The sequence below is a fragment of the Algoriphagus boseongensis genome, from assembly GCF_004362805.1.
Taxonomy (GTDB): Bacteria; Bacteroidota; Bacteroidia; order Cytophagales; family Cyclobacteriaceae; genus Algoriphagus; species Algoriphagus boseongensis.
Window position 1 is genome coordinate 220176 of the sequence record NZ_SNYF01000008.1, and the last position, 19958, is coordinate 240133.

At 42.5% G+C, this 19958-nt stretch carries 13 protein-coding genes; 2 read left to right on the plus strand and 11 right to left on the minus strand.

The annotated features are described in order from the left end of the window. Positions 1–54: 54 nt before the first annotated feature. Entirely contained in the window at positions 55–804 is a 750-nt protein-coding gene (locus DFQ04_RS14805; RefSeq protein ID WP_133557240.1) for an NIPSNAP family protein, read from the plus strand. A gap of 95 nt (positions 805–899) precedes the next feature. Here DFQ04_RS14805 and DFQ04_RS14810 read toward each other — a convergent pair whose 3' ends face one another. Beyond that, the gene (locus DFQ04_RS14810; RefSeq protein ID WP_133557242.1) at positions 900–4343 is read right to left on the minus strand and encodes a ThuA domain-containing protein; all 3444 of its coding nucleotides are present in this window, start codon (positions 4341–4343) and stop codon (positions 900–902) included. A gap of 171 nt (positions 4344–4514) precedes the next feature. Here DFQ04_RS14810 and DFQ04_RS14815 point away from each other — a divergent pair, with 171 nt between their 5' ends. After that, positions 4515–6842, plus strand: coding sequence for a glycoside hydrolase family 3 protein (locus DFQ04_RS14815; RefSeq protein WP_133557244.1), 2328 nt, complete (start codon positions 4515–4517; stop codon positions 6840–6842). Between the two features lie 64 nt (positions 6843–6906). Here DFQ04_RS14815 and galK read toward each other — a convergent pair whose 3' ends face one another. From galK to DFQ04_RS14865, 10 genes are all read right to left on the minus strand, one after another. Beyond that, positions 6907–8055, minus strand: a complete 1149-nt coding sequence (gene galK, locus DFQ04_RS14820) for a galactokinase (RefSeq protein WP_133557246.1) — start codon at positions 8053–8055, stop codon at positions 6907–6909. A gap of 103 nt (positions 8056–8158) precedes the next feature. Next, entirely contained in the window at positions 8159–9193 is a 1035-nt protein-coding gene (locus DFQ04_RS14825; protein WP_133557248.1) for a LacI family DNA-binding transcriptional regulator, read from the minus strand. A 73-nt stretch (positions 9194–9266) separates the two neighbouring features. Next, on the minus strand, positions 9267–10247 hold the full coding sequence (locus tag DFQ04_RS14830; protein ID WP_133557250.1) for a M28 family peptidase: 981 nt from the start codon (positions 10245–10247) through the stop codon (positions 9267–9269). Beyond that, a complete protein-coding gene (cysS, locus tag DFQ04_RS14835; RefSeq protein WP_133557252.1) occupies positions 10237–11730 on the minus strand; it encodes a cysteine--tRNA ligase in 1494 nt (497 codons plus the stop codon). Before cysS ends, DFQ04_RS14830 begins: the two co-directional genes overlap by 11 nt. 194 nt (positions 11731–11924) lie before the next feature. Beyond that, complete coding sequence (gene purH / locus DFQ04_RS14840; protein ID WP_133557254.1) at positions 11925–13451, minus strand: bifunctional phosphoribosylaminoimidazolecarboxamide formyltransferase/IMP cyclohydrolase; 1527 nt, start codon at positions 13449–13451, stop codon at positions 11925–11927. 140 nt (positions 13452–13591) lie between these two features. Next, positions 13592–14137 carry a dihydrofolate reductase family protein gene (locus DFQ04_RS14845; RefSeq protein ID WP_243739695.1) on the minus strand — a complete coding sequence of 182 codons (546 nt, stop codon included), beginning with the start codon at positions 14135–14137 and terminating at the stop codon, positions 13592–13594. 157 nt (positions 14138–14294) lie between these two features. Further along, on the minus strand, positions 14295–14855 hold the full coding sequence (gene purN / locus DFQ04_RS14850; RefSeq protein WP_133557256.1) for a phosphoribosylglycinamide formyltransferase: 561 nt from the start codon (positions 14853–14855) through the stop codon (positions 14295–14297). A gap of 128 nt (positions 14856–14983) precedes the next feature. Beyond that, positions 14984–15844: an ROK family protein gene (locus DFQ04_RS14855; protein WP_133557258.1), complete on the minus strand. Its 861-nt coding sequence runs from the start codon at positions 15842–15844 to the stop codon at positions 14984–14986. A gap of 93 nt (positions 15845–15937) precedes the next feature. Next, entirely contained in the window at positions 15938–18265 is a 2328-nt protein-coding gene (locus DFQ04_RS14860) for a PIG-L family deacetylase (protein WP_133557260.1), read from the minus strand. A gap of 236 nt (positions 18266–18501) precedes the next feature. Continuing rightward, positions 18502–19956, minus strand: coding sequence for a DUF294 nucleotidyltransferase-like domain-containing protein (locus DFQ04_RS14865; RefSeq protein WP_133557263.1), 1455 nt, complete (start codon positions 19954–19956; stop codon positions 18502–18504). Positions 19957–19958: the final 2 nt, after the last annotated feature.

A 19958-nucleotide genomic window follows, 5' to 3' on the forward strand; every position in this document is an offset into this window, starting at 1 on the left:
CTAAAAATCGATTTTCTAACTATTCAATAAAAACCATTTAAACCCATTAACCTTATGAAAAAAATCATGCTCTTAGCTTTGGCCTTTTTTATGGCCTTCGGAGCTTTCGCGCAGCTGCCAAAAGTGTCCAAATCCAAGTATTTCGAAATCAGAAAATACTACGCTCACCCAGGTAAATTACCTGATTTGATCAAGCGATTCGAAAATCACACGATGAAGCTTTTTGAAAAAGCGGGAATGGAAAACATCATCTACTTTATCCCGGATGAGAATACGGACAACTCCATGACTTATATCCTAGGCTATCCTGATGAAGCGTCCAGGGAAGCCAGCTGGGAAAAGTTTTTGAATGATCCGGAGTGGAAAGCGGCCTATGAGGCTTCCCACGTCAATGGACCTTTGGTCGCTAAAATCGATCAGACCTTTATGGTTTTGGCTCCCGAACTGAATGATACTCCAATTCCTACTGGAAGCGGGATTTTCCAAATGAGAACCTATTATTGTTTTCCCGGGAAAATTGAGAATATCCAGGCAAGATTTAGAGATCACACCAGAGCCTTATTTGAAAAGCAGGGATTGAAGAATTATCCATATTGGTTGACTGTAGAGAAAGATGGAAGTCAGCCTAAGCTGGTATATCTATTGGGTCACGATTCTAAGGATGCATTTAATGCTGCTTTTGACAGATTCAGAACAGATCCTGAGTGGATCAAGGCAAGAGATGCATCTGAGGCTTCAGGAAAAATTGTAGAAAAAGTAGATGCAATTTTCTTTAAGACTTTGCCTTTTTCCCCTATGAAATAACTTTGAATTCAAGGATTAAAACTTGATTTCCTAAGACATAAAAAAAGCCATTCCGATACTTCGGAATGGCTTTTTACTTTTAATAATTCAATGGATTACTTGGCGTTGAAGGTAATACCAATCAAAATTGCTGTGCCTAAGTCAGATCCTTGAGCATTGCTGACAAAGTAAAGCTTATGTTTTTGGCCGTCTTGTCCGCCAGTCACTTGTAAGCTCGTCATGTGCATAGGAATTGGCATTCCAGGTACTTCCATTCCTTTTCCAGGATTTACCGCTCCCTGACCGACAACAGGTCCTGTTGGGCTATCTTGTCTGATCTCGAAAGTGAGAGGTTTTGTGATTTCTCCTTGGATGGCAAGATTCAAAGAAACTGAACCAATACCTGTCAGATCTGTAGCAGGAAATGCAAACGATCCTGTTTCAGCAGGAATAGTCAATAAGGTTTGACCATTGAAGACCATTTTATTGTAGCCTGCGAATTCTCTTGCCAAAGCCAAACTTGGGGAATTGGAGGTCAAAACTAAGGTGCTCACCCCAGTCAATGGTTTGATATTTTCTCCACCTTTATCCGTGTAGCTGGAAGAAATTACCAAAGCTCCGGTAGGTGAGGCAGTCTTTCCAAGAGTAGGATCAAGTGAACCACTAGCTGGAAGGTTTGGCTTCTGCTCTCTTCTTAGAGAAAGAATATAAGTGACCAATGCATTTGCGTCAGCAGCTTTTAGGTCTGGGTTGGCAGGCATGGCTGTTTCACCCCAAACTCCTCCGCCACCTTTGCGGATTTTGTCCAGTAAGTAGTTTCGGTCTCTTTCTCGGTATTTCTTAGCCACATCAGTATAAGCTGGGCCAATGGAGGTTTCACTTTCTTTATGGCAAGTTTTACAAGTCAGAGATTGTACTAAAGCTTTTCCAGTCATCGCTTCGGTCATGACTTTGTGGCCCATATCAGCCTCAGCCATGTCGATTCCTTGAAGATAATCTGCCGATACAATTAGGGAAGACAAATCATTTCCGGCATTAGGGTCATCCTGATCACTTACGCTAACAGAATATGCCACCTTTTTACCTGGGAAATAGAAAGACTGGTTGCCTTGAATCGAGATCTTTACTTCAGGAGCAAAATTTCCAGAATAAACCGAAACTGGAAGGCTGCTTCCCTGCATTCCTGCTGGGTCGGCGGCAGAAACTTTGATTTCAAAGTCGCCTACAGTCTGGTAGGTATAAGTTAAGCTTGGTTCCTGAGTGGTTTGAGTTTCCCCATTTCCAAGATCCCAGGTATAAGTCATCGGATCTTTTTCAGGATCACTTGCAGTAGCTGTAAAGGTCACTGTCAATGGATTGCTACCTGAAGTTTTATCCACGGTAAGTGAAGAAACTACAGGTGCTCTGTTTCCTCCATTGAAATCAATTCTGAATAATCCAGCATCCGGATTTTTAGTAAACCAACCGTTACCATATTCCAGAATGTAGATTTTTCCGTCTGGACCCATTTCCATATCCATCAAGGCATTGAATTTAGTGCCTGGCATGAACGGTTCCATTTTGTCAAAATCCCCATTTTCCTGCATGGTCACTACCTTGATCCATCCTCTGATCCAGTCATAGATAAAGAATTTACCATCAAAATAATCCGGTATTCTGGTATCCGCTGGATACATGTTTGAATAATAAACGGGACCTGCCATCGCATTTCTACCTCCTGTACCGACTTGAGGGAAGTCTGGAGATACTGCATAAGGATACCAAATGAAAGCTGGCTCCACAGGCGGTAATTTCTTCAATCCAGTATTGTGAGGTGAATTATTTTCAGGACCAGCTGGGTCAAAAGCCCGTCCATGTTCGCCTGTTTCGTAGTTAAATTCTCTGTAAGAGAAATTATTTCCAATGGTGTACGGCCAGCCGAAATGACCTGCTTTTCTGGCTTGATTTACCTCGTCGTAGCCTCTTGGACCTTTGACATCCAGGGAATCATTATTGGCATCAGGACCTACTTCACCCCAATACAAGAAACCAGTCTTTTGGTCAACTGAGATTCTATATGGATTTCTAAGACCTTGAACAAAAATTTCAGGTCGGGTGCCTTCAGTGCCTTGAGGATAAAGATTTCCTTCAGGAATGGTGTAGCTTCCATCTTCAGCCACCTTGATTCGGAGGATTTTACCTCTCAAATCATTGGAGTTACCAGAGCTTCTTCTGGCATCCCATTGCTTGTTTCCTTCTCTACCGTCCAATGGAGCATAGCCATTCAAGGTATACTTAGAATTTGGCTGGTTGAATGGAGTAGAATTGTCACCGGTGGAAAGGAATAGATTTCCTTCTGCATCAAAAGCAATAGATCCACCTGTATGGCAGCAAATGTTGCGCTGGGAATACAGTTCCAAAATGATCTGTTCAGATCCCATGTCCCATACTCCATTCACAAATTTAAATCTGGAAAGCCTGTTGATTTCCTTATCTCCTGTAGGAGAGTAGTAGGCATAAATCCAGTTGTTTTGTGCGAAATTCGGATCCTTTTGTAATCCCATCAAGCCTTCTTCGGCATTGACTCCCTGCACCTCAGCCTTCCAGTAAACATCCAATTTGACGATTTCTTTTAGCTCCCCTGTGGCGTTATTGTAGTGCACGATTTCGCCTCTTCTTTGGGCCACCAAAATGTCCAAATTAGGTAAAACGGTCATTTCTGTTGGTTCGGTAAATTCACCTACAGAAAGGGTGGTTTTGGTAAATCGGTTTTCTTCAGGAGTTCTCTTGGATTTTGCTTTGCTGTAATCCAATTGGTTATTATCACCGATTGCATATAGAATACCTGCCAGCAAATGCTTCAAAAAGTCGGCTTCTTCAAAGGATTCTTTGGTATGTCCGCCACCGGTATACCAAGCTCGGCCACCATCGAAGTCATGATACCAAGCAATCGGGTGTTCGCCCATATCCAATCCACCCTGATAGGATGATTCGTCTAGCATCAGAAGTTTTTTGGTGTTTGGATTGACCTTTTTATAGCTGTACCATTCGTCAGTTCTTTCCCAAGACTCAGGCAAAAAATCCGCGGAAGGATGTTTTTCTCCTGTTTTGGTGATTTTGCCTGGCTGAACATTTGGATGTGGATCGTTGATGCCCGGGTGATCGGCGAAGTATCCTCCTACCAATCTTCCATACCATCCCCAATCGTATTCAGAATCGGCAGCGGCATGAATACCCACAAATCCTCCTCCTGATTGGATGTAGCGTTCAAAATCAGCTTCCTGGTAATGATTCAAAACATCTCCAGTAGTGCTCACAAAGATTACTGCCGCATATTGCGCTAAGTTTTCTTCGTTGATGTTTTCCGCATTTTTGGTAGTGTCTACCTCAAAGCCGTTTTCGGCTCCGAGTTTTTGAATGGCTGCAATCCCATTCGGGATGGATTCATGATAGAATCCAGCTGTTTTACTGAACACAAGGACTTTGGGTTTGCCTTCACGCTTTTTGGAACAAGAGGCAAGACCCAAACCAAGTACCAGTAGCAAAAGCAATAGGCTACGTAGGTTTTTCGGGTAATTCATAGGGTAAAGTTTAATTTTTTGCAAAATAGGGTATTCTCTGAATCTGAGCTCTAAGTAACTGAATTTCGGTAATTTTTAGTGATGAGAATCCTATTGTTTCAATTTGTGACAATAAAAATCCGATATTGCGGGGAAGAATTAAAATCACTTCTTTCATAAAATCCTATTTGAATGAAAAATGTTATCAAGGCTTCTTTGATTTTTTCCATTGGGCTTGCATCCTGTGGAGGAAATGAAATCTCTGAGCAATCACTTAACGAATCGATAATCCTTCTTTCCCAAACGGAAGGAAAAACTTTAGGGTATTCGACAACTTCCGGTATTAAAATCTTGAAAGAAGGTGGTTATGCATTTAAAGATTTAAATAAAAACGGCACCCTCGATCCCTATGAAGATTGGAGGCTTTCAGTGGAGGAAAGAGCTAAAGATTTGGCTTCCAAAGTGACTAAAGAACAGATCGCCGGATTGATGCTCTATAGCTCACATCAGTCTATTCCAGCTAATCCTCAAGGATTTGGTGCTGGAACTTATGATGGAAAGCCTATCAGTGAAAGCGGGATGCCTACTTCTAGTATTTCAGATCAGCAAAAAAAGTTTTTGGAGGAGGATAATCTCCGTCATGTCTTGATCACTCGAGTAGAGAGTCCAAAAGTTGCTGCAGAATGGAATAACAAAGTTCAGGCCTTCGTGGAGGGTCTAGGAATGGGAATTCCTGCGAATAACAGTTCTGATCCAAGAAATAGTCCAGTGGCAAGTACGGAATACAATGCTGGTGCAGGTGGACAAATTTCCATGTGGCCAGAGTCCTTGGGAATGGCAGCAACTTTTGATCCTGCCTTAGTTCAGAGATTTGGAGAGGTTGCTTCCGAGGAATATCGAGCCTTAGGGATTTCAACGGCTCTTTCACCCCAGATTGACCTGGGAACTGAGCCTAGATGGAATCGAATCAAAGGTACATTTGGAGAAAACTCCAGGCTGGCAGCTGAAATGGCTAGAGCCTATGTGGATGGATTTCAGACTTCTACAGGAGCTGCGGAAATCTCTGGGGGCTGGGGATACCATAGTGTAAATGCCATGGTTAAGCATTGGCCGAGTGGAGGACCTGAAGAGGGGGGAAGAGATGGACATTTTGCTTACGGAAAGTTTGCTGTTTATCCGGGGAATAATTTTGCAGACCACCTGATCCCATTTACCGAAGGAGCTTTTAAACTGAATGGACCAACGGGAAAGGCAACTGCTGTCATGCCCTATTATACCATTTCCTACGGCCAGGATAAAAATGGAGAAATCGTAGCGAATGCCTATTCTTCTTATTTGATTACGGATCTTCTGAGAGGGGAGTATGGATATGATGGAGTAGTCTGTACAGATTGGGGAGTCACAGGAAATGAAGGTCCGAAGGTGGAAGTTTTCGCAGGCAAACCTTGGGGTATGGAATCCGCCACCATAGCTGAGCGGCATTTTAAGGCGCTAATGGCTGGTGTAGACCAGTTTGGGGGAAATAATGATAAAGTTCCTGTTTTGGAAGCTTTCGAAATGATGGAAAAGGAATTAGGACCTGAAGCAGCCAGAGCCCGAATTGAGCAATCCGCAGTTCGATTACTCAGAAATATTTTCAATGCCGGCTTGTTTGAAAATCCTTATCTAGATCCTGAATCCACCCAGCAAAAAGTTGGAAATCCTGCCTTTATGCAGGAAGGATATGAAGCCCAACTTAAGTCTGTGGTTTTGTTGAAAAATGAAAATCAGGTTTTGCCTATTAAGGACAAGAAAAAGGTTTTTATTCCTCAGCGTTATTTGCCTTCAACCACAAACTGGTGGGGGATCAAATCTGAGGCTAAGTGGATTGATCCTGTGAATTTGGAGATTGCCTCTAAATACTTTGAGCTGGTTTCCTCTGCTGAAGAAGCGGATTTGGCTTTGGTATTCGTTGAAAGTCCTGAATCAGGGACAGGTTATGATCCTTCAGATAGAGAAAAGGGTGGGAATGGGTATGTGCCTATTTCTTTGCAATACGGCCCGTATAAGGCTGAGCTCGCCCGTGAGCAGAGCATTGCTGCAGGAGATCCAGTCCTAGAGCCCACCATTACAAATAGATCCTATAAAAACAAATCGGTAGAAACTGCTAACTATCAGGATTTGAAAACTATTCTGGATACGAAGAAAGCAATGGTAGATAAGCCTGTATTGGTTGTCATCAAGGCAAACAATCCAATGGTTATGGCTGAATTCGAAAAAGAAGTTCAAGGGATTTTCTTCCACTTCGGAGTCCAGGATCAGGTTATTTTTGATTTGATCAGCGGGAAATCAGAACCTTCTGCTTTGCTTCCAGTACAGTTGCCGGCTTCCATGGAAACGGTGGAAACTCAATTGGAAGATACTGCCCACGATATGGAAGTTCATGTGGATGCCAGCGGGAATTCTTATGATTTTACTTTTGGGCTGAATTGGTCAGGGGTTATCCAAGACGACCGCGTTACGAAGTATAAGAAGAAGTAAGTGATGTTGTAAAAAATTAAGGCCAGTCAGGTTAACTCTGACTGGCCTTTTTTGTGGTTTACTTTCAGGAAATTATTCTGGCTCCTTCTCCTATTTCAACAAGGATAAAGTCAGGAGTTTTGCCAAAGGAGGTTTCATACCCTTTCCGAAGAGTGTCTTTGAAAATATCAAGTTCGGACTCTTTAACCAGATTAATGGTACAGCCTCCAAAGCCTCCTCCCATCATTCTGGAGCCTAAAACTGAATGCATGGCTTGAGCAGTTTCTGCCAGAAAATCTAATTCAGGGCAGCTGACTTCATAGTCTTCACTCAAGCTTTTATGGGATAAATTGAGCAGCCTGCCAAATTTCGCTAAATCCTTTGCCTGTAATGCTCTTGCCGCTTGATGAACTCGATCACATTCAGTGATTTCATGTTTGGCTTTGGGGTAAAGTTCTTTGGGTAAGAATCCTTCTACTTTTTTCAAATCAGCAAGTGAAAGATCTCTGAGAGTTTTGATTTCCGGGAATTCATTCAGCAGAATTCGTACACTTTCTTCGCAAGCTTCTCTTCTTTTATTGTAGGCTGTGTCTGCCAAACTGTGTTTGACTTTGGTATTGACCAAAACCAACGCATAATCCCCAAAATCGGCGGCAATTTCTTGATGAGTATTGCTGCGGCAATCTAATAATAGAGCTTTGCCTTCCACTCCGAAAGCAGAGGTATAGGGATCCATGATTCCGCATTTTACCCCTGCGTAGAGATGTTCCGATTTTTGAGCGTAGAGAACGATATTCTTTTTGGGGATTTTAAAATCAAAAAGTCTGGAAATAGCTGTTCCGATGGCGACGGATAATGCTGCTGACGAAGATAATCCTGCTCCAACCGGAATATTTCCTCCGATGACCATGTCGAATCCGGATACTTCATAGCCCGATTGCTTGAGCAAGGCTACCATGCCCATGACATAGGTTGCCCAATGTCCATTTTTGGGAGAGAGAAAACCCAAGTCAAAACTATACTCCTGATCAAAATCCATGGAGTAAAGTCTGCAAGTTTTGGAGCTATTTTTTTGAATCCCAACCCAAATCCCTTGCTTGACTGCAGCAGGAAAAACAAATCCCTCTTGGTAATCTGTATGTTCTCCAATCAGGTTTATTCTCCCCGGAGCAAATGCAACGAGGGGAATGGTCTCAAAATAAGATTGAAATACCTCGGTAAGTTGGGAGATCATGGGATGGAGGATAGGGTTATTGGAAAATGGGTTGGAAGTTATCGGTAGAACAAATGAATGGGTATCTCACCTGTACCAAAATAACTATTCACTCAATAACTCACTATTTTTTCACTTCGAAGTGCTGGGAGGATTTCCTTGGAACCAAAGTAGTTTCCAAAACAATGGAGATAGGATCTTCTGAAGCAATTCCGTCCAATTGATCCAAAAGGTGGCTAACTGCTAGTTTGCCCATTTCATAACCTGGTTGGGATACGGTAGTCAAAGGAGGTTCCACCACTGCGGAGGTCGGATTATTGGTAAATCCAGCCAAAGCCATGTCTTCAGGAACTTTTATCCCAAGGGTCTTCCACTCAGTCAGAACATCCACCGCCACTGGATCTATCATGCAAAAAACTGCATCGGGTCTGGGTCTCATGGAAACGATATCTCTGGCGATCTTGATATTTCCTTCCTCGGTAAGGTCTGTGATTTTGATCAAGGAATTGTCCTGATGAACTCCAAATTCGGCCAATGCTCTTAGATATCCCTCTTTTCTTTTCTTTGAAATGTAAAGGTCTTCGGGCCCTGAGACGTAGACGATTCTTCTAGAACCATTTTCCAACAAATGTTTGACAACCTGATAAGCTCCGCCCGCATCATTGAAAGTCACCTTGGAAACTGGGATATCTTCCTGAACCCGGTCAAATAAAACGAAGTTGATTTCCCGGCTATAAAGGTCATACAAGTGGTCAAATTGGTTGGTCTCCCTGCTGAGGGAAATCAACAAACCATCCACTTGGGAAGAAACAAGGGTTCGGATGTTGGCTTTTTCCTGCTCTATAGATTCATTGCTTTGGCAAATCATCACATTGTAGCCACGCTTGTTGGCAGTATCCTGAATGCCACTGATACAGGAAGCGAAAAAATGGGAAGTGATTTCAGGAACGATCACTCCTAATGTTTTTGAGCGGGAAATCCGGAGACTTTGAGCCAAAAGATTTGGCTGGTAATTCATCTCCTTTGCCGCTTCCACGATTTTGCGCTTGGTCTCAGGGTGCAATTCCGGGGAATCTTTCAATGCCCTAGAAATGGTGGAAACCGACACACCAAGTTTTTTGGCGATTTCCTTCATCGTAATCTGATGCCCCTTTTTCATGTTAGTGCTTTCTTAATTCTTACCCTGCAAACGTCTGCAATTGCGAATAAAGCAAAGATTTTTAGAAAAAACCCTATTCTTGGTAAACTGTGAACAAAACCGTTTCGCCGACAGCCTTCAAGGTTCGGGAATCAATCAACTCCATATTGTCCTGATGGGTATGGTGGTAATGGCCAAAACCATAGTCAGGAGAAAATTCGATAATGTCAATCATCGGGATTTTAGCCCATTCGTTGACAAAGGCATGGTCGTCCAAGATTTCTGGAGCATCCTGCTGAATAAAAAATCCAGAATGGCCCAGTTGAGCTGCATTTCCCCAAACTTTGGATAAAATCTCGCCGGCAAATTGTCTGGAATATCCTTCCCGGTAAAATCTGGCATTTTTTCCTCCAACCAAATCCACCAATATTCCATAGTAAGCCGAATAATTCGGAATATGTTTGTTTTTGGACCAATACTGTGAGCCATGGCACCACCAGATTTGGGAGTTGTTTCGCATGCTGGCTTGCTCTGGTTCCCCATCATCTTCTCCGTCAAAGAAAATAAAGTCAATCCCGACTTCCGGTTTTAATCCTTGAGCAGCAATAGTTCTGGCAATTTCCAACAAAACGCCTACACCTGAAGCCCCATCATTAGCCCCGTCGATTGGCTCATTCATGCGCTCTGTGTCTTTATCAGCAATTCTTCTGGAATCCCAGTGTGCCGCAAGTAGAATTCTTTTGGTTGCCTGAGGATTATAGGAGGCGATAATATTGGTCAAATTCCAAGTCAATCCATCGTAGGTTTTTGCCTGAAAATCTTGGGTTTGAACGCTCATTCCATACGCTTCTATTTTTTGGATAATCCAAGCCTTGGTATTCGAATGACCTGAGGTTCCAGGAATTCTTGGACCAAAATCAACTTGCTTTTGAACAAAGGCATATGCCGAATCTGCGTTGAAGCTTGGGTAGGGCTTGACAACTACTTCGGGAATCTGAGTCTCTGTGGTTTTTTCTCCAGAACAGGCCCAAAACCCAATTAATAGAGCCAGAAGCCAGATTTTTCTATTCTTCATACGCCCAATCAATTTTTTCTTTCATGTCTTTGACTACAAAGCCCATAGCCTTAAGTCCTGCTCTGATTTCATCCACCTTGGCGTAGTCTCGGGCTGTTTTCGCTTCTGAATATAGCTTCAATAAAAGCTCAATCATGGAGTCCTGTACATCACTCTTCTCCTCAATCAAACCCAAAATATCCACCACGAAAGTGATGAATGTTTCCTTCAACTTGGTAAAAACTTCCTCACCCAAGGCTGCTGATGAAAGTTGTCCGGTGAATATGGAATTGATTTTCTTCAACAGATTAAATAGATGACCAATAGCCTGAGCAGTATTGAAATCATCATCCATAGCTCGGTAGGCTGCAGTGATGCTACTTTCGACTTGCTTGATTTGGGCTTCATCCAAAGCAACTTCGGTGTTTGGAGTATATTCCAGCAATCGGGCTATTCGGAGACCATTGATAATCTTTTTGTAGCCTTTTTGTGCAGCTTTTAGCGCTTCATTGGAAAAGTCCAATGTAGAACGGTAATGAGCCGTCAACATGAAATATCGAATGGTCATCGGGCTGTAAGCTTGTTCTAAAAGCTTATGATTTCCGGTGAATAATTCCTGCAGGGTAATAAAATTCCCCAAGGACTTACCCATCTTTTGCCCATTGATGGTAATCATGTTGTTGTGCATCCAGTATTTGGCTGGATCCTTATGATTGCAGGCATTTCCCTGGGCAATTTCACATTCGTGATGAGGGAACATCAGGTCCATTCCGCCTCCGTGAATGTCGAATTGGGTTCCGAGATACTTGGAACTCATAGCAGTACACTCCAGGTGCCAGCCCGGGAAACCCACTCCCCAAGGAGAATCCCATTTCATCAGATGCTCCGGCGCAGCATTTTTCCAAAGTGCGAAATCCACAGAATTGCGCTTTTCACCTTGGCCGTCTAGATCTCTAGTTCCGCTTACCAAGTCATCCAAAACACGACCTGAGAGCTTTCCATATTGGTATTCCTGATTGTATTTCAGGACGTCAAAATATACCGAGCCGTTTACTTCATAAGCCAAACCTTCCTTTAGAATGGCTTCTACCAAAGCAATTTGCTCAGGAATATGGCCAGTTGCACGAGGTTCAATACTTGGTTTCCATGTGTTTAAAAGAGCCATGTCCCGATGGTAAGTGTCCGTATATTGCTGGGCGACCTCCATAGGTTCAAGCTGTTCCAATTTGGCTTTTTTGGCGATTTTGTCCTCGCCCTCGTCAGCATCTCCAGTCAAGTGACCCACATCTGTGATGTTGCGAACATAGCGAACTCGATAGCCTAAATGGGTTAGGTAGCGATTTACCGTATCAAAGGTTACTGCTGGTCTGCCATGACCTAAATGGGCATCTCCGTACACGGTTGGTCCGCAGACATACATGCCCACAAAGGGCGGATTGATTGGTGCAAACTCTTCTTTTTCCCTTGAAAGGGTATTGTATAGCTTGAGTTGATGTGACTTCATAAGTCTTCAAAAGTACGAAATACGAATTACGAAATACGAGATTAGAGAACCACAGTTCTAAACTGGGGGCAAAATAAACGATAATGCCGGTAATTTTTGGATAATCAAATTTGAAATACCTGAAATACAAAAGACCTCCGATTCCATGGAACCAGAGGTCTTGATACTAAAATCTAGCTACTTGATACTTCAAATCAATGCTTGAAATGTCTAACTCCTGTCATCACCATGGACATTCCATGAGCATCACAGAAATCAATGCTGTCTTGATCTTTAATGGATCCTCCAGGCTGTACTACCGCGGTAATTCCAGCCTGATGAGCGATCTCCACGCAGTCTGGGAAAGGGAAGAAGGCATCAGAAGCCATCACAGCACCCTTCAAATCAAAGCCAAATTCTCCGGCTTTGGTGATCGCCTGACGAAGTGCGTCAACTCTGGAAGTCTGGCCTACGCCTGAGGCAAACAGTTGAGAATCGTTGCTCAAAACGATTGTATTGGATTTGGTGTGCTTGCAGACTTTGGCTGCAAAAACTAAAGCGTCTAATTCTTTTTCAGATGGGGCCACTTTGGTTACTACTTTGAAATCAGCTTTGCTTTCTGTAGCCAAATCTTTGTCTTGTTCGATTACCCCGTTCAAAAGGGTTTTGATCATTTTAGTTCCTGGCAAAGCCATTTTCTGGCGAAGTAGGATTCTGTTTTTCTTTCCTTTTAAAACAGTCAAAGCCTCCTCAGTGAATTCAGGAGCAATCAAAACCTCGAAGAAAAGGGAATTCATTTCTTCAGCAGCAGCTTTGTCTACAGTTTGATTGGTCACCAAAACACCTCCAAATGCAGAAGTTGTGTCTGCTGCGAAAGCTTTTTGATAAGCCTCTTTTACTGTACTTGCAGTCGCACAACCGCAGGCGTTGGTATGTTTAAGGATGGCAAAAGCAGTCTGTTCCGGGAATTCAGCAATTAAATTCACTGCGGCATCTACGTCGACCAGGTTATTATAGGAAAGTTCCTTGCCATTGAGCTGATCAAAAAGATCGTCCAGATTTCCGTAGAAATGCGCTGCCTGATGAGGATTTTCTCCGTAGCGAAGTGCTTTGGCTTGGTTCTCTGAAACTTTCAAAGCCGGAATATTTTCACTTCTGTTGAAATAGTTGAAAATATGGGTGTCGTAATTGGAAGACACTTGGAAGGCTTGAGCCGCAAAATATCTTCTGTCTTCAAGGGTTGTTCCGCCATCTTGAGCTTCCAATTTAGCTTCGAGTTCTCCGTATTGATCTTTGGAAGCAACGATGATTACGTCCTTGAAATTCTTAGCAGCAGCTCGGATCAGGGAGATTCCTCCGATGTCAATTTTCTCGATGATATCCGCTTCGGAAGCTCCAGAGGCTACGGTTTCCTCAAAAGGATACAAATCCACAATCACCAAATCAATCGCAGGAATATCATATTCGGCAGCTTGGCTTACATCACCCTCATTTTCTCTTCGGTAAAGGATCCCTCCAAAAACTTTAGGATGGAGGGTTTTTACCCGACCTCCGAAAATGGACGGATAAGAAGTTAATTCTTCCACTGGGATGACTTCGGCACCTTGTTCTTCAATGAATTTTTGAGTGCCTCCAGTGGAATAAATTTTCACTCCGTGCTTTTTCAAAAGAGCGATAATAGGTTCAAGATTGTCCTTGTAAAAGACTGATATAAGCGCAGATTGTATTTTTTTGACAGCCATTTTTTAGATGGAAAGGTGAGAATTTCGAGAAGGTGCAAAGGTAGGAAAAAAGACCGGAAGGGGAAGGGTAAAATGACAGATTAGCCGCTGATTGACTTGGTCTTTCTGGTCTTTTTGAGAAAATATCTATAAGCTTTTGCCTAATCTCTTTTCCTTAAAAAATGATTCTGGACGATTTTATCAACGAAGAGAGTTGTCTTTTTGCATTCAAAAATCAATTTCTGATTCAGCTTTCCAAATAAAGGAAAGCCTCCTCCCAACAAAACTGGAATAACCGTCACCACCATCTCGTCAATCAAATCCTCCTGAAGAAAGCTTTGGATAGTTTTACCGCCATCGATATACAATCGTCCAAGCCCTTTTCCATGGATATAGGCTAGGACTTCTCTGAGATTTCCTTTTACCAATTCAGCCTTCCCTTGGTACTTTTCTGGAATTTCATTTAAGGTATTACTTAGGACGAAAACTGGTTTTTGATAAGGCCAGTCTATATCAAATCCACAAACAGTCTCGAAAGTGGTTCTTCCCATGACCAAAGCATCGATCCCAGCAGTAAAGGAATAATACCCGGAATCGATTTGGTTGATTTCCGGAAAGGTGTCCAGAAAGTCGATTTTTCCTTCTGAATCTGCTATATACCCATCCAAGCTCGTGGCAATAAAGACGCAGTTGCTGGTTTGCATCATGTGTTTGTTTAATTTTAAAACTATTCCAAACCTCCGTATCCGGTATTTACGATTTATGATTTACCTAGTACCGACCTCGATCAGATCACGGTCTTCTTGTTTCTTCTGACTTCGCTCTTCGGTCTTCGGTCTTCCCACATCCTACATCGGACTTCCATCATCCTAACAAACTGTCAATTACCTCTGGGAAATAGCGATGTTCCAAAGCATGTACTTTTTGGGCAATGGTTTCCGGAGTGTCTTCAGCACTGAGGGAGGTAGCTGCCTGAAAAATGATTTTTCCCTCGTCGTAATGCTCATTGACCAAGTGAATGGTGATTCCGGTTTCTGTATCTCCACCAGCTTTTACGGCCTCATGCACATGCATGCCATACATGCCTTTTCCTCCATATTTTGGAAGTAGTGCAGGGTGGATATTAACCATTCGATTGGGAAAAGCCCGAATCAGTTCATCTGGAATTTTGAGTAAAAAACCCGCCAATATCACCCAATCGATTTTTTCCTCCTGAAGTTTGGAAAGCAAGACTCCCGCTTCCATTTCTTTTCTGGAAAAAGTAAAGGTCGGAACTCCGAATTTCTTGGCTCGCTCGAGGACAAAAGCATCTGACTTATTGGAGGCCACAAGGGCAATTTCCCCTTTGGAGGAATTTTGGAAGTGCTCCATTATTTTTTCGGCATTGCTGCCGCTGCCGGAGGCAAGGATGGCGAGGCGTTTCAAGGGATTGGGATTTGTAGATTTCCTCCAAAAATAAAAGGTCCTGTGGTTTTCCTTCTAGAAATGCATAAAAAAAGCGGATCCTGGGGAACCGCTCTTTTTGACTTACTAAACCAACTTTTAATTTTTTTCTATGCTTCGACTTTAATTTCCTCGGTGTCTACCAAGGCCACAGCACCGTGAATGGCTGTTTCATCCAATTCAGAAATAAGAATTTTTAGATTTTCTAAAACTGTGGGATAAGAAAAAGTCTGCAAGGTTTCGTACATGGACTTTTTGAATAAAGGGAAAGTCTTCCGGATGGATCCACCAAGGATTATTGCTTCCGGTGCCAAGGCGTAGAGAATAGTTTTCAATAATTCTCCCAAGTGATGCCCAAATTCATCAAATGCTTTTTGGGCTTCTGCATCACCGGTCAAAGCCAGTTTTGCAAGGGCCTTTGGTTTGCTATGGTAAAAGTTTTGAAAAAACTTCCCACTGCAATAGTATTCGTAATTATGGTCCAGATAGGGAGCGCTACACCATTCTCCTGCAGCTGAAAATGAGCCTGAGTACAGATGGCCATTGATTACAATTCCCCCTCCGGTTCCGGTTCCTAAAGTAATTCCAACCAGATTTTTGAATGGTTTGCCGACTCCATATTTATGGACTCCAATGGCAAAGCAGTTTGCATCGTTATTGATAAAGACCGGCTTTTGGAATTTTGTAGTCAGATACTTTTTCAATTCCACATGCTGGAAAGAGGGTATGTTTGACAAACCCAAAACAATTCCCTGTTTGGTATCTACCAGTCCGGGAATTCCGATTCCAATTCCTATCAATTCATGGTATTCATAGGTATGGATAAAATCTGCAATGGTTTGGAGTATGTATTCCTGTGATTCATGGGCTGGGGTAGGAATAGATCGGATGTCTTCCAAATGTCCATTCACTAACACACCGCCTTTAATCCCGGTGCCTCCTATATCCAATCCTAAAATGGCCTTTTGCATAGGCTCTGGGTTATTTTGGGTTATAATATGGTTTTAAAATAGAAAGCGGCCGGTAATTCCGGCAGCTTTCTAACATAGGTTTGTGGGTATGTATTAAAGCATTCCTTCTATGGACTTTTCCAATTCCCTTGCTGTGGCCAAGAACTCATCCACACTCATATCTCTAAAGAAGATCAAACCATGGCTGGCTCGAACTTTTGCTCTTTCATGTAGGTAGAAGTAGTTTTTCCCTAACAAAAGCTGGATGTCATTTAGCTGACCCACCCAAGTTCGTTTTGCAACGGTACTGAACTTTCCATTATGGGAATAGCTCGGGAAGGAAGCATTGACCTGGCTTAGGTAGCAATTGGCAAAGGAATCCTCCATCACGGACATGTCTCCTAAGGATACTGGCACGATGACATTAGCCTCATGTGGTTCAAATTTGAACCAAACATTTCGATAGCCGATGATTCTCAGTTTGCTGGTATCATGTTCTTCTCCCCATTTTTTGACTGCAGCTGCAGTAGCCTGCAAGACTTTGTAGTGAGTGTCAGGACCAGAACCCTCCGGATCGAGCGTCAAGCTAATCTTTGTAGGTTTGATTTTGCGGAACATTTCCACAATTGGTTCCACATCTCTGGTTTTATCCGGTTGCTCGGTGAAAATATCTCCAGTGTAGAAGCCCAATCTAAGGTGGTGTACATTTTTCACCTGTACTCCAAAATGCGCCCAAACCAATTCCTCCTCAAACTCCCGGATCATGCCTTTAAGTTTTTGGATTTTGGATGGGTTCTTTTCCCCATCATAGGAATTTCTCAAAATGCTGATCACATCGTTGATGGTTTCTCTTAGCTGAGATTTGTTTTTTATTCCCCAGATAATCACCAAAGCTCGGATCACTCGGTGAGAAAGCCCTCTCTTTCGGGCATCTGCATTTTCCGAGGCTACATTTGTTAAGAAATGATAGACATCTTTGTCGGTCTTAAGGCTGTAACCAATTTCAAAGAAGTCCTCATAATTGACCATTTGGATTTTTCCCTCATCCAATAATTTTCGGGTGTAGATTAAGGTATCAATTACAAAGGTGTTGGTTACCGCGGTGAATCCAGAAGTCAAAACCGAAAAATGAGCTTTATTACTTGGCTCGTGGAGCTGGTTGGTAATATGAGGAAGAATCCCCAAGGAAATATCGTCATGGTGAGGTCCAGTGTGAAGTAGCACCTCATTGCTCTCTTGCTCCAGACCTTTTGTTAGCTTGGATTCAATGTTTTTCATTACTTGACTGACCGTTTCTTCCGATAAATCCGGGATCAGCTTAGTGTATTTGTCAGCCTTGAGGTCAGCCAATTTGACGCGGTGACCATACTTGTTTAATTTCTTGCAAAGTTCAATGACCGCTCTTTCTGTCTTCTCGAAGGTCCATTCCCCCTTTTGATAATAGGAGTCCATGGAATCGGTCAATTTTACCGCGGCTCCTTTGGTGAGGTAGAATCGGCCATTCTTTAATTTTTGGAGAACAGTGGCAGGATAGACATTATTCATTGGAGTTTCCAAAGAATCTTTTACAATTCCTGCCTTGGCTTCACCGGCTGCAATGATGATTCCCACCGCATCTTTATTGTAAACTATGGTATCCAAACCTATGGTGATTACCAATCTGTTGGCCGAGACTTCAATCCCGCCCAAGTCACCTGCAGCAACCGCCTGGGTTTCAAAGTTGGTTTCAGTCAATCGGGTTACTGAATAAAGGTGAGAACCGCGGGTGTTGAAGGCAATATGACCATCTGGTCCGATTCCTCCCAAGAAAAATCCGATTCCACCTTTGTCTCTGATTTTTTGCTCATACTCCCCGCACCACTGATCGATCATATAGATCGAGGTTTGTTGGAGCTTCTCTAAGTCATTGACTGGTTCACGGAATCTTAGGGAAAGGTCTACTTTTAGGTCTGGGAATATCTCACTGAAATGCTTCCCTTCTGCCAAAGGAATTTCGTCCGAATTGATCAGGATGGCTTTTTCTTTAGAAAGCCCAAATCCCTGTAAATAGAACTTATTGACATAGTCAAAAAAGCTGTTGTGCTGCTTGGAGGAAATAGGATAAAACTCATCGATTTGCACAAAGGTCAAGTCCTTAAGGACAGGCTTTTTGGTAGTTCCCAAGCCATATTTTTCACGAATTTCTTTTCCTTTCTTGCTATCCCAGTTTTCCAATAAATACTGAGTCCATTTGATAAAAAACTCTGGAGTTTTTCCTGTTGGAAGGCTTATTACTCCCTCAGGATTGGCGGCTGCCCATTCTAAAAATCGGCAAGCTGTCAGGAGACCTAGTTTTGGAAAGTTATCGACCATCAAGTAAGGAATCAGGGTCGAGATTTTTTCTACTCCAGATTCTGTGAGGAAGGCCTTTTCAACTTCGGAGAGGGGATACTTGCTGAGCATAATGAACAGACAGGTTAGGGTATAAGATTTATTGTTAAGGTTTTGATTTCCGATTTTTCAAGAGTTCAATTCCTTGTTTTCCAAACAATGTATTGAGTCCTCATTTTTAGCAGAAATAAATTCCGGGTTTAGCCCGAGAAACTTCAATTTATAAATTGAAACAAAATTAAAAAAGTTTATTTAATAAAAAACAACTTTTATAAAAATTTTTAAAAAGTATCTAAAGAACAGAGAAATTATAGTGTTCGGGTAAAGGAAATCCGGATCCTTGCCTGGAATTCTTCAATAACTTTAAAGATTTCCACCAAGGTTACTTGCTGAACTTTGGTGAGATCACTGACTAGAAGATAATTTTTTGGCTTATTTCCTTTTTCCAAAATGGAAAGAGCCTGACTCTCTAATCTAAGATTCATTAAATATTCAAAAGCATGGGTGAGCTCTTGCACCTCTTTTCGGGTAAAAATCCCCTTGGATTCTAAAAGCTGAATCCGCTGAATTGTTCCTGTTTCCAAAATACTATGCTTCAAAGCATAAACTCGAGCCAAGTCCACAATCGGACGCATCGTTTTTTTCAGGTTGATTTGCTTTTCCCCATCAATTTCCTCGGTTTTGATCCTTTTAAAAAAAGTCAGGGGAGGCTCATATTGAAGTGCATTGTGACCAAGACTGACAAAAAACCGCTCTGGAGCCCTCTCCATCAGGTCTGCCATGTGCGATTTGAGCTCATCCAAAAGTGAAAGCTCACCAAAGATCGCCCGGCAGTCAAAAAATGTGGAATAATTCATGGCGGTCTCTTGGGAAGCATCCGAGACCCAAGTGTCATAGTTTCTTTTCCAATGAGAAAGAGAATGAGTCCATTTAGGATTCATAGCCATCAATTCTCCTTCACAAAAATCAATTCCAATTTGATTTAAGGCAGTGGAAACACGGGTGGCAAAATCCAAAAAGTAAGCCCGAACTTCTTCCCGGTGCTCATTGGCTTTGTCTTCATAGATTATGGCATTGTCCTGATCTGTTTTGAGCGTTAATTCTCCCCTTCCTTCGCTTCCAAAAACAATGAAAACAAACTTTGCAGGAGTAGGACCGAGTTCTTTGATTACCCGCTCAATTACTCGTTGAGTGATGGTATCAGCTACAGTGGTGATGATTTGATTCACATTAGCGGCTTTCATTCCACGGCTGATCAGGAGGTGGATCAATTCCGGCATGCGAACCCACTTGTCCTGCAATTCAGCTATATGCCGAGCTTCTTTTACGGATTGGATAAACATAAAAGGTCCTTGGCTCTGCTCGGTAAGGATTTTGGTACGGCTCACCCAACCGGTATACCCCTCATTTCCTTTTACCAAAAGGTATCTGGCTTTAGTTCGAAACATCAATAAAAGTGCTTCTACCAAGGATGATTCAGGATCGATAGAAATTAACTCAGTTTCATGGATCTGATCTACAGAAATATCAGGAGAAAGTCCTTTTGCGAGAACCTTGTCCCTTAAAGTCAGGTCTGTGATGTAGCCGATGATGTGATTTTGATCCTCACCTATAAATAAACAGCTCACTTGCTCAGCAGCCATTTGTCTTGCGCAATCACCTACACTTGAATTCGGGTGAGCTATCCGAATACTCCTTACCTGAAGGTCTTTGATTTTTTTGGAGTAAAACTGATCCGAAAAGTGAATAGCTGATTGCTGCATAG

Excerpts from the sequence above, each read along its gene's own strand:
- DFQ04_RS14825 (WP_133557248.1), bottom strand. The coding sequence starts at position 9,193 with ATGAAAAAGGGGCATCAGATTACGATGAAGGAAATCGCCAAAAAACTT.
- purH (WP_133557254.1), bottom strand. The coding sequence starts at position 13,451 with ATGGCTGTCAAAAAAATACAATCTGCGCTTATATCAGTCTTTTACAAG.
- DFQ04_RS14805 (WP_133557240.1), top strand. The coding sequence starts at position 55 with ATGAAAAAAATCATGCTCTTAGCTTTGGCCTTTTTTATGGCCTTCGGA.
- DFQ04_RS14830 (WP_133557250.1), bottom strand. The coding sequence starts at position 10,247 with ATGAAGAATAGAAAAATCTGGCTTCTGGCTCTATTAATTGGGTTTTGG.
- DFQ04_RS14845 (WP_243739695.1), bottom strand. The coding sequence starts at position 14,137 with ATGATGCAAACCAGCAACTGCGTCTTTATTGCCACGAGCTTGGATGGG.
- cysS (WP_133557252.1), bottom strand. The coding sequence starts at position 11,730 with ATGAAGTCACATCAACTCAAGCTATACAATACCCTTTCAAGGGAAAAA.
- DFQ04_RS14860 (WP_133557260.1), bottom strand. The coding sequence starts at position 18,265 with ATGCTCAGCAAGTATCCCCTCTCCGAAGTTGAAAAGGCCTTCCTCACA.
- DFQ04_RS14855 (WP_133557258.1), bottom strand. The coding sequence starts at position 15,844 with ATGCAAAAGGCCATTTTAGGATTGGATATAGGAGGCACCGGGATTAAA.
- galK (WP_133557246.1), bottom strand. The coding sequence starts at position 8,055 with ATGATCTCCCAACTTACCGAGGTATTTCAATCTTATTTTGAGACCATT.
- DFQ04_RS14815 (WP_133557244.1), top strand. The coding sequence starts at position 4,515 with ATGAAAAATGTTATCAAGGCTTCTTTGATTTTTTCCATTGGGCTTGCA.
- DFQ04_RS14810 (WP_133557242.1), bottom strand. The coding sequence starts at position 4,343 with ATGAATTACCCGAAAAACCTACGTAGCCTATTGCTTTTGCTACTGGTA.
- DFQ04_RS14865 (WP_133557263.1), bottom strand. The coding sequence starts at position 19,956 with ATGCAGCAATCAGCTATTCACTTTTCGGATCAGTTTTACTCCAAAAAA.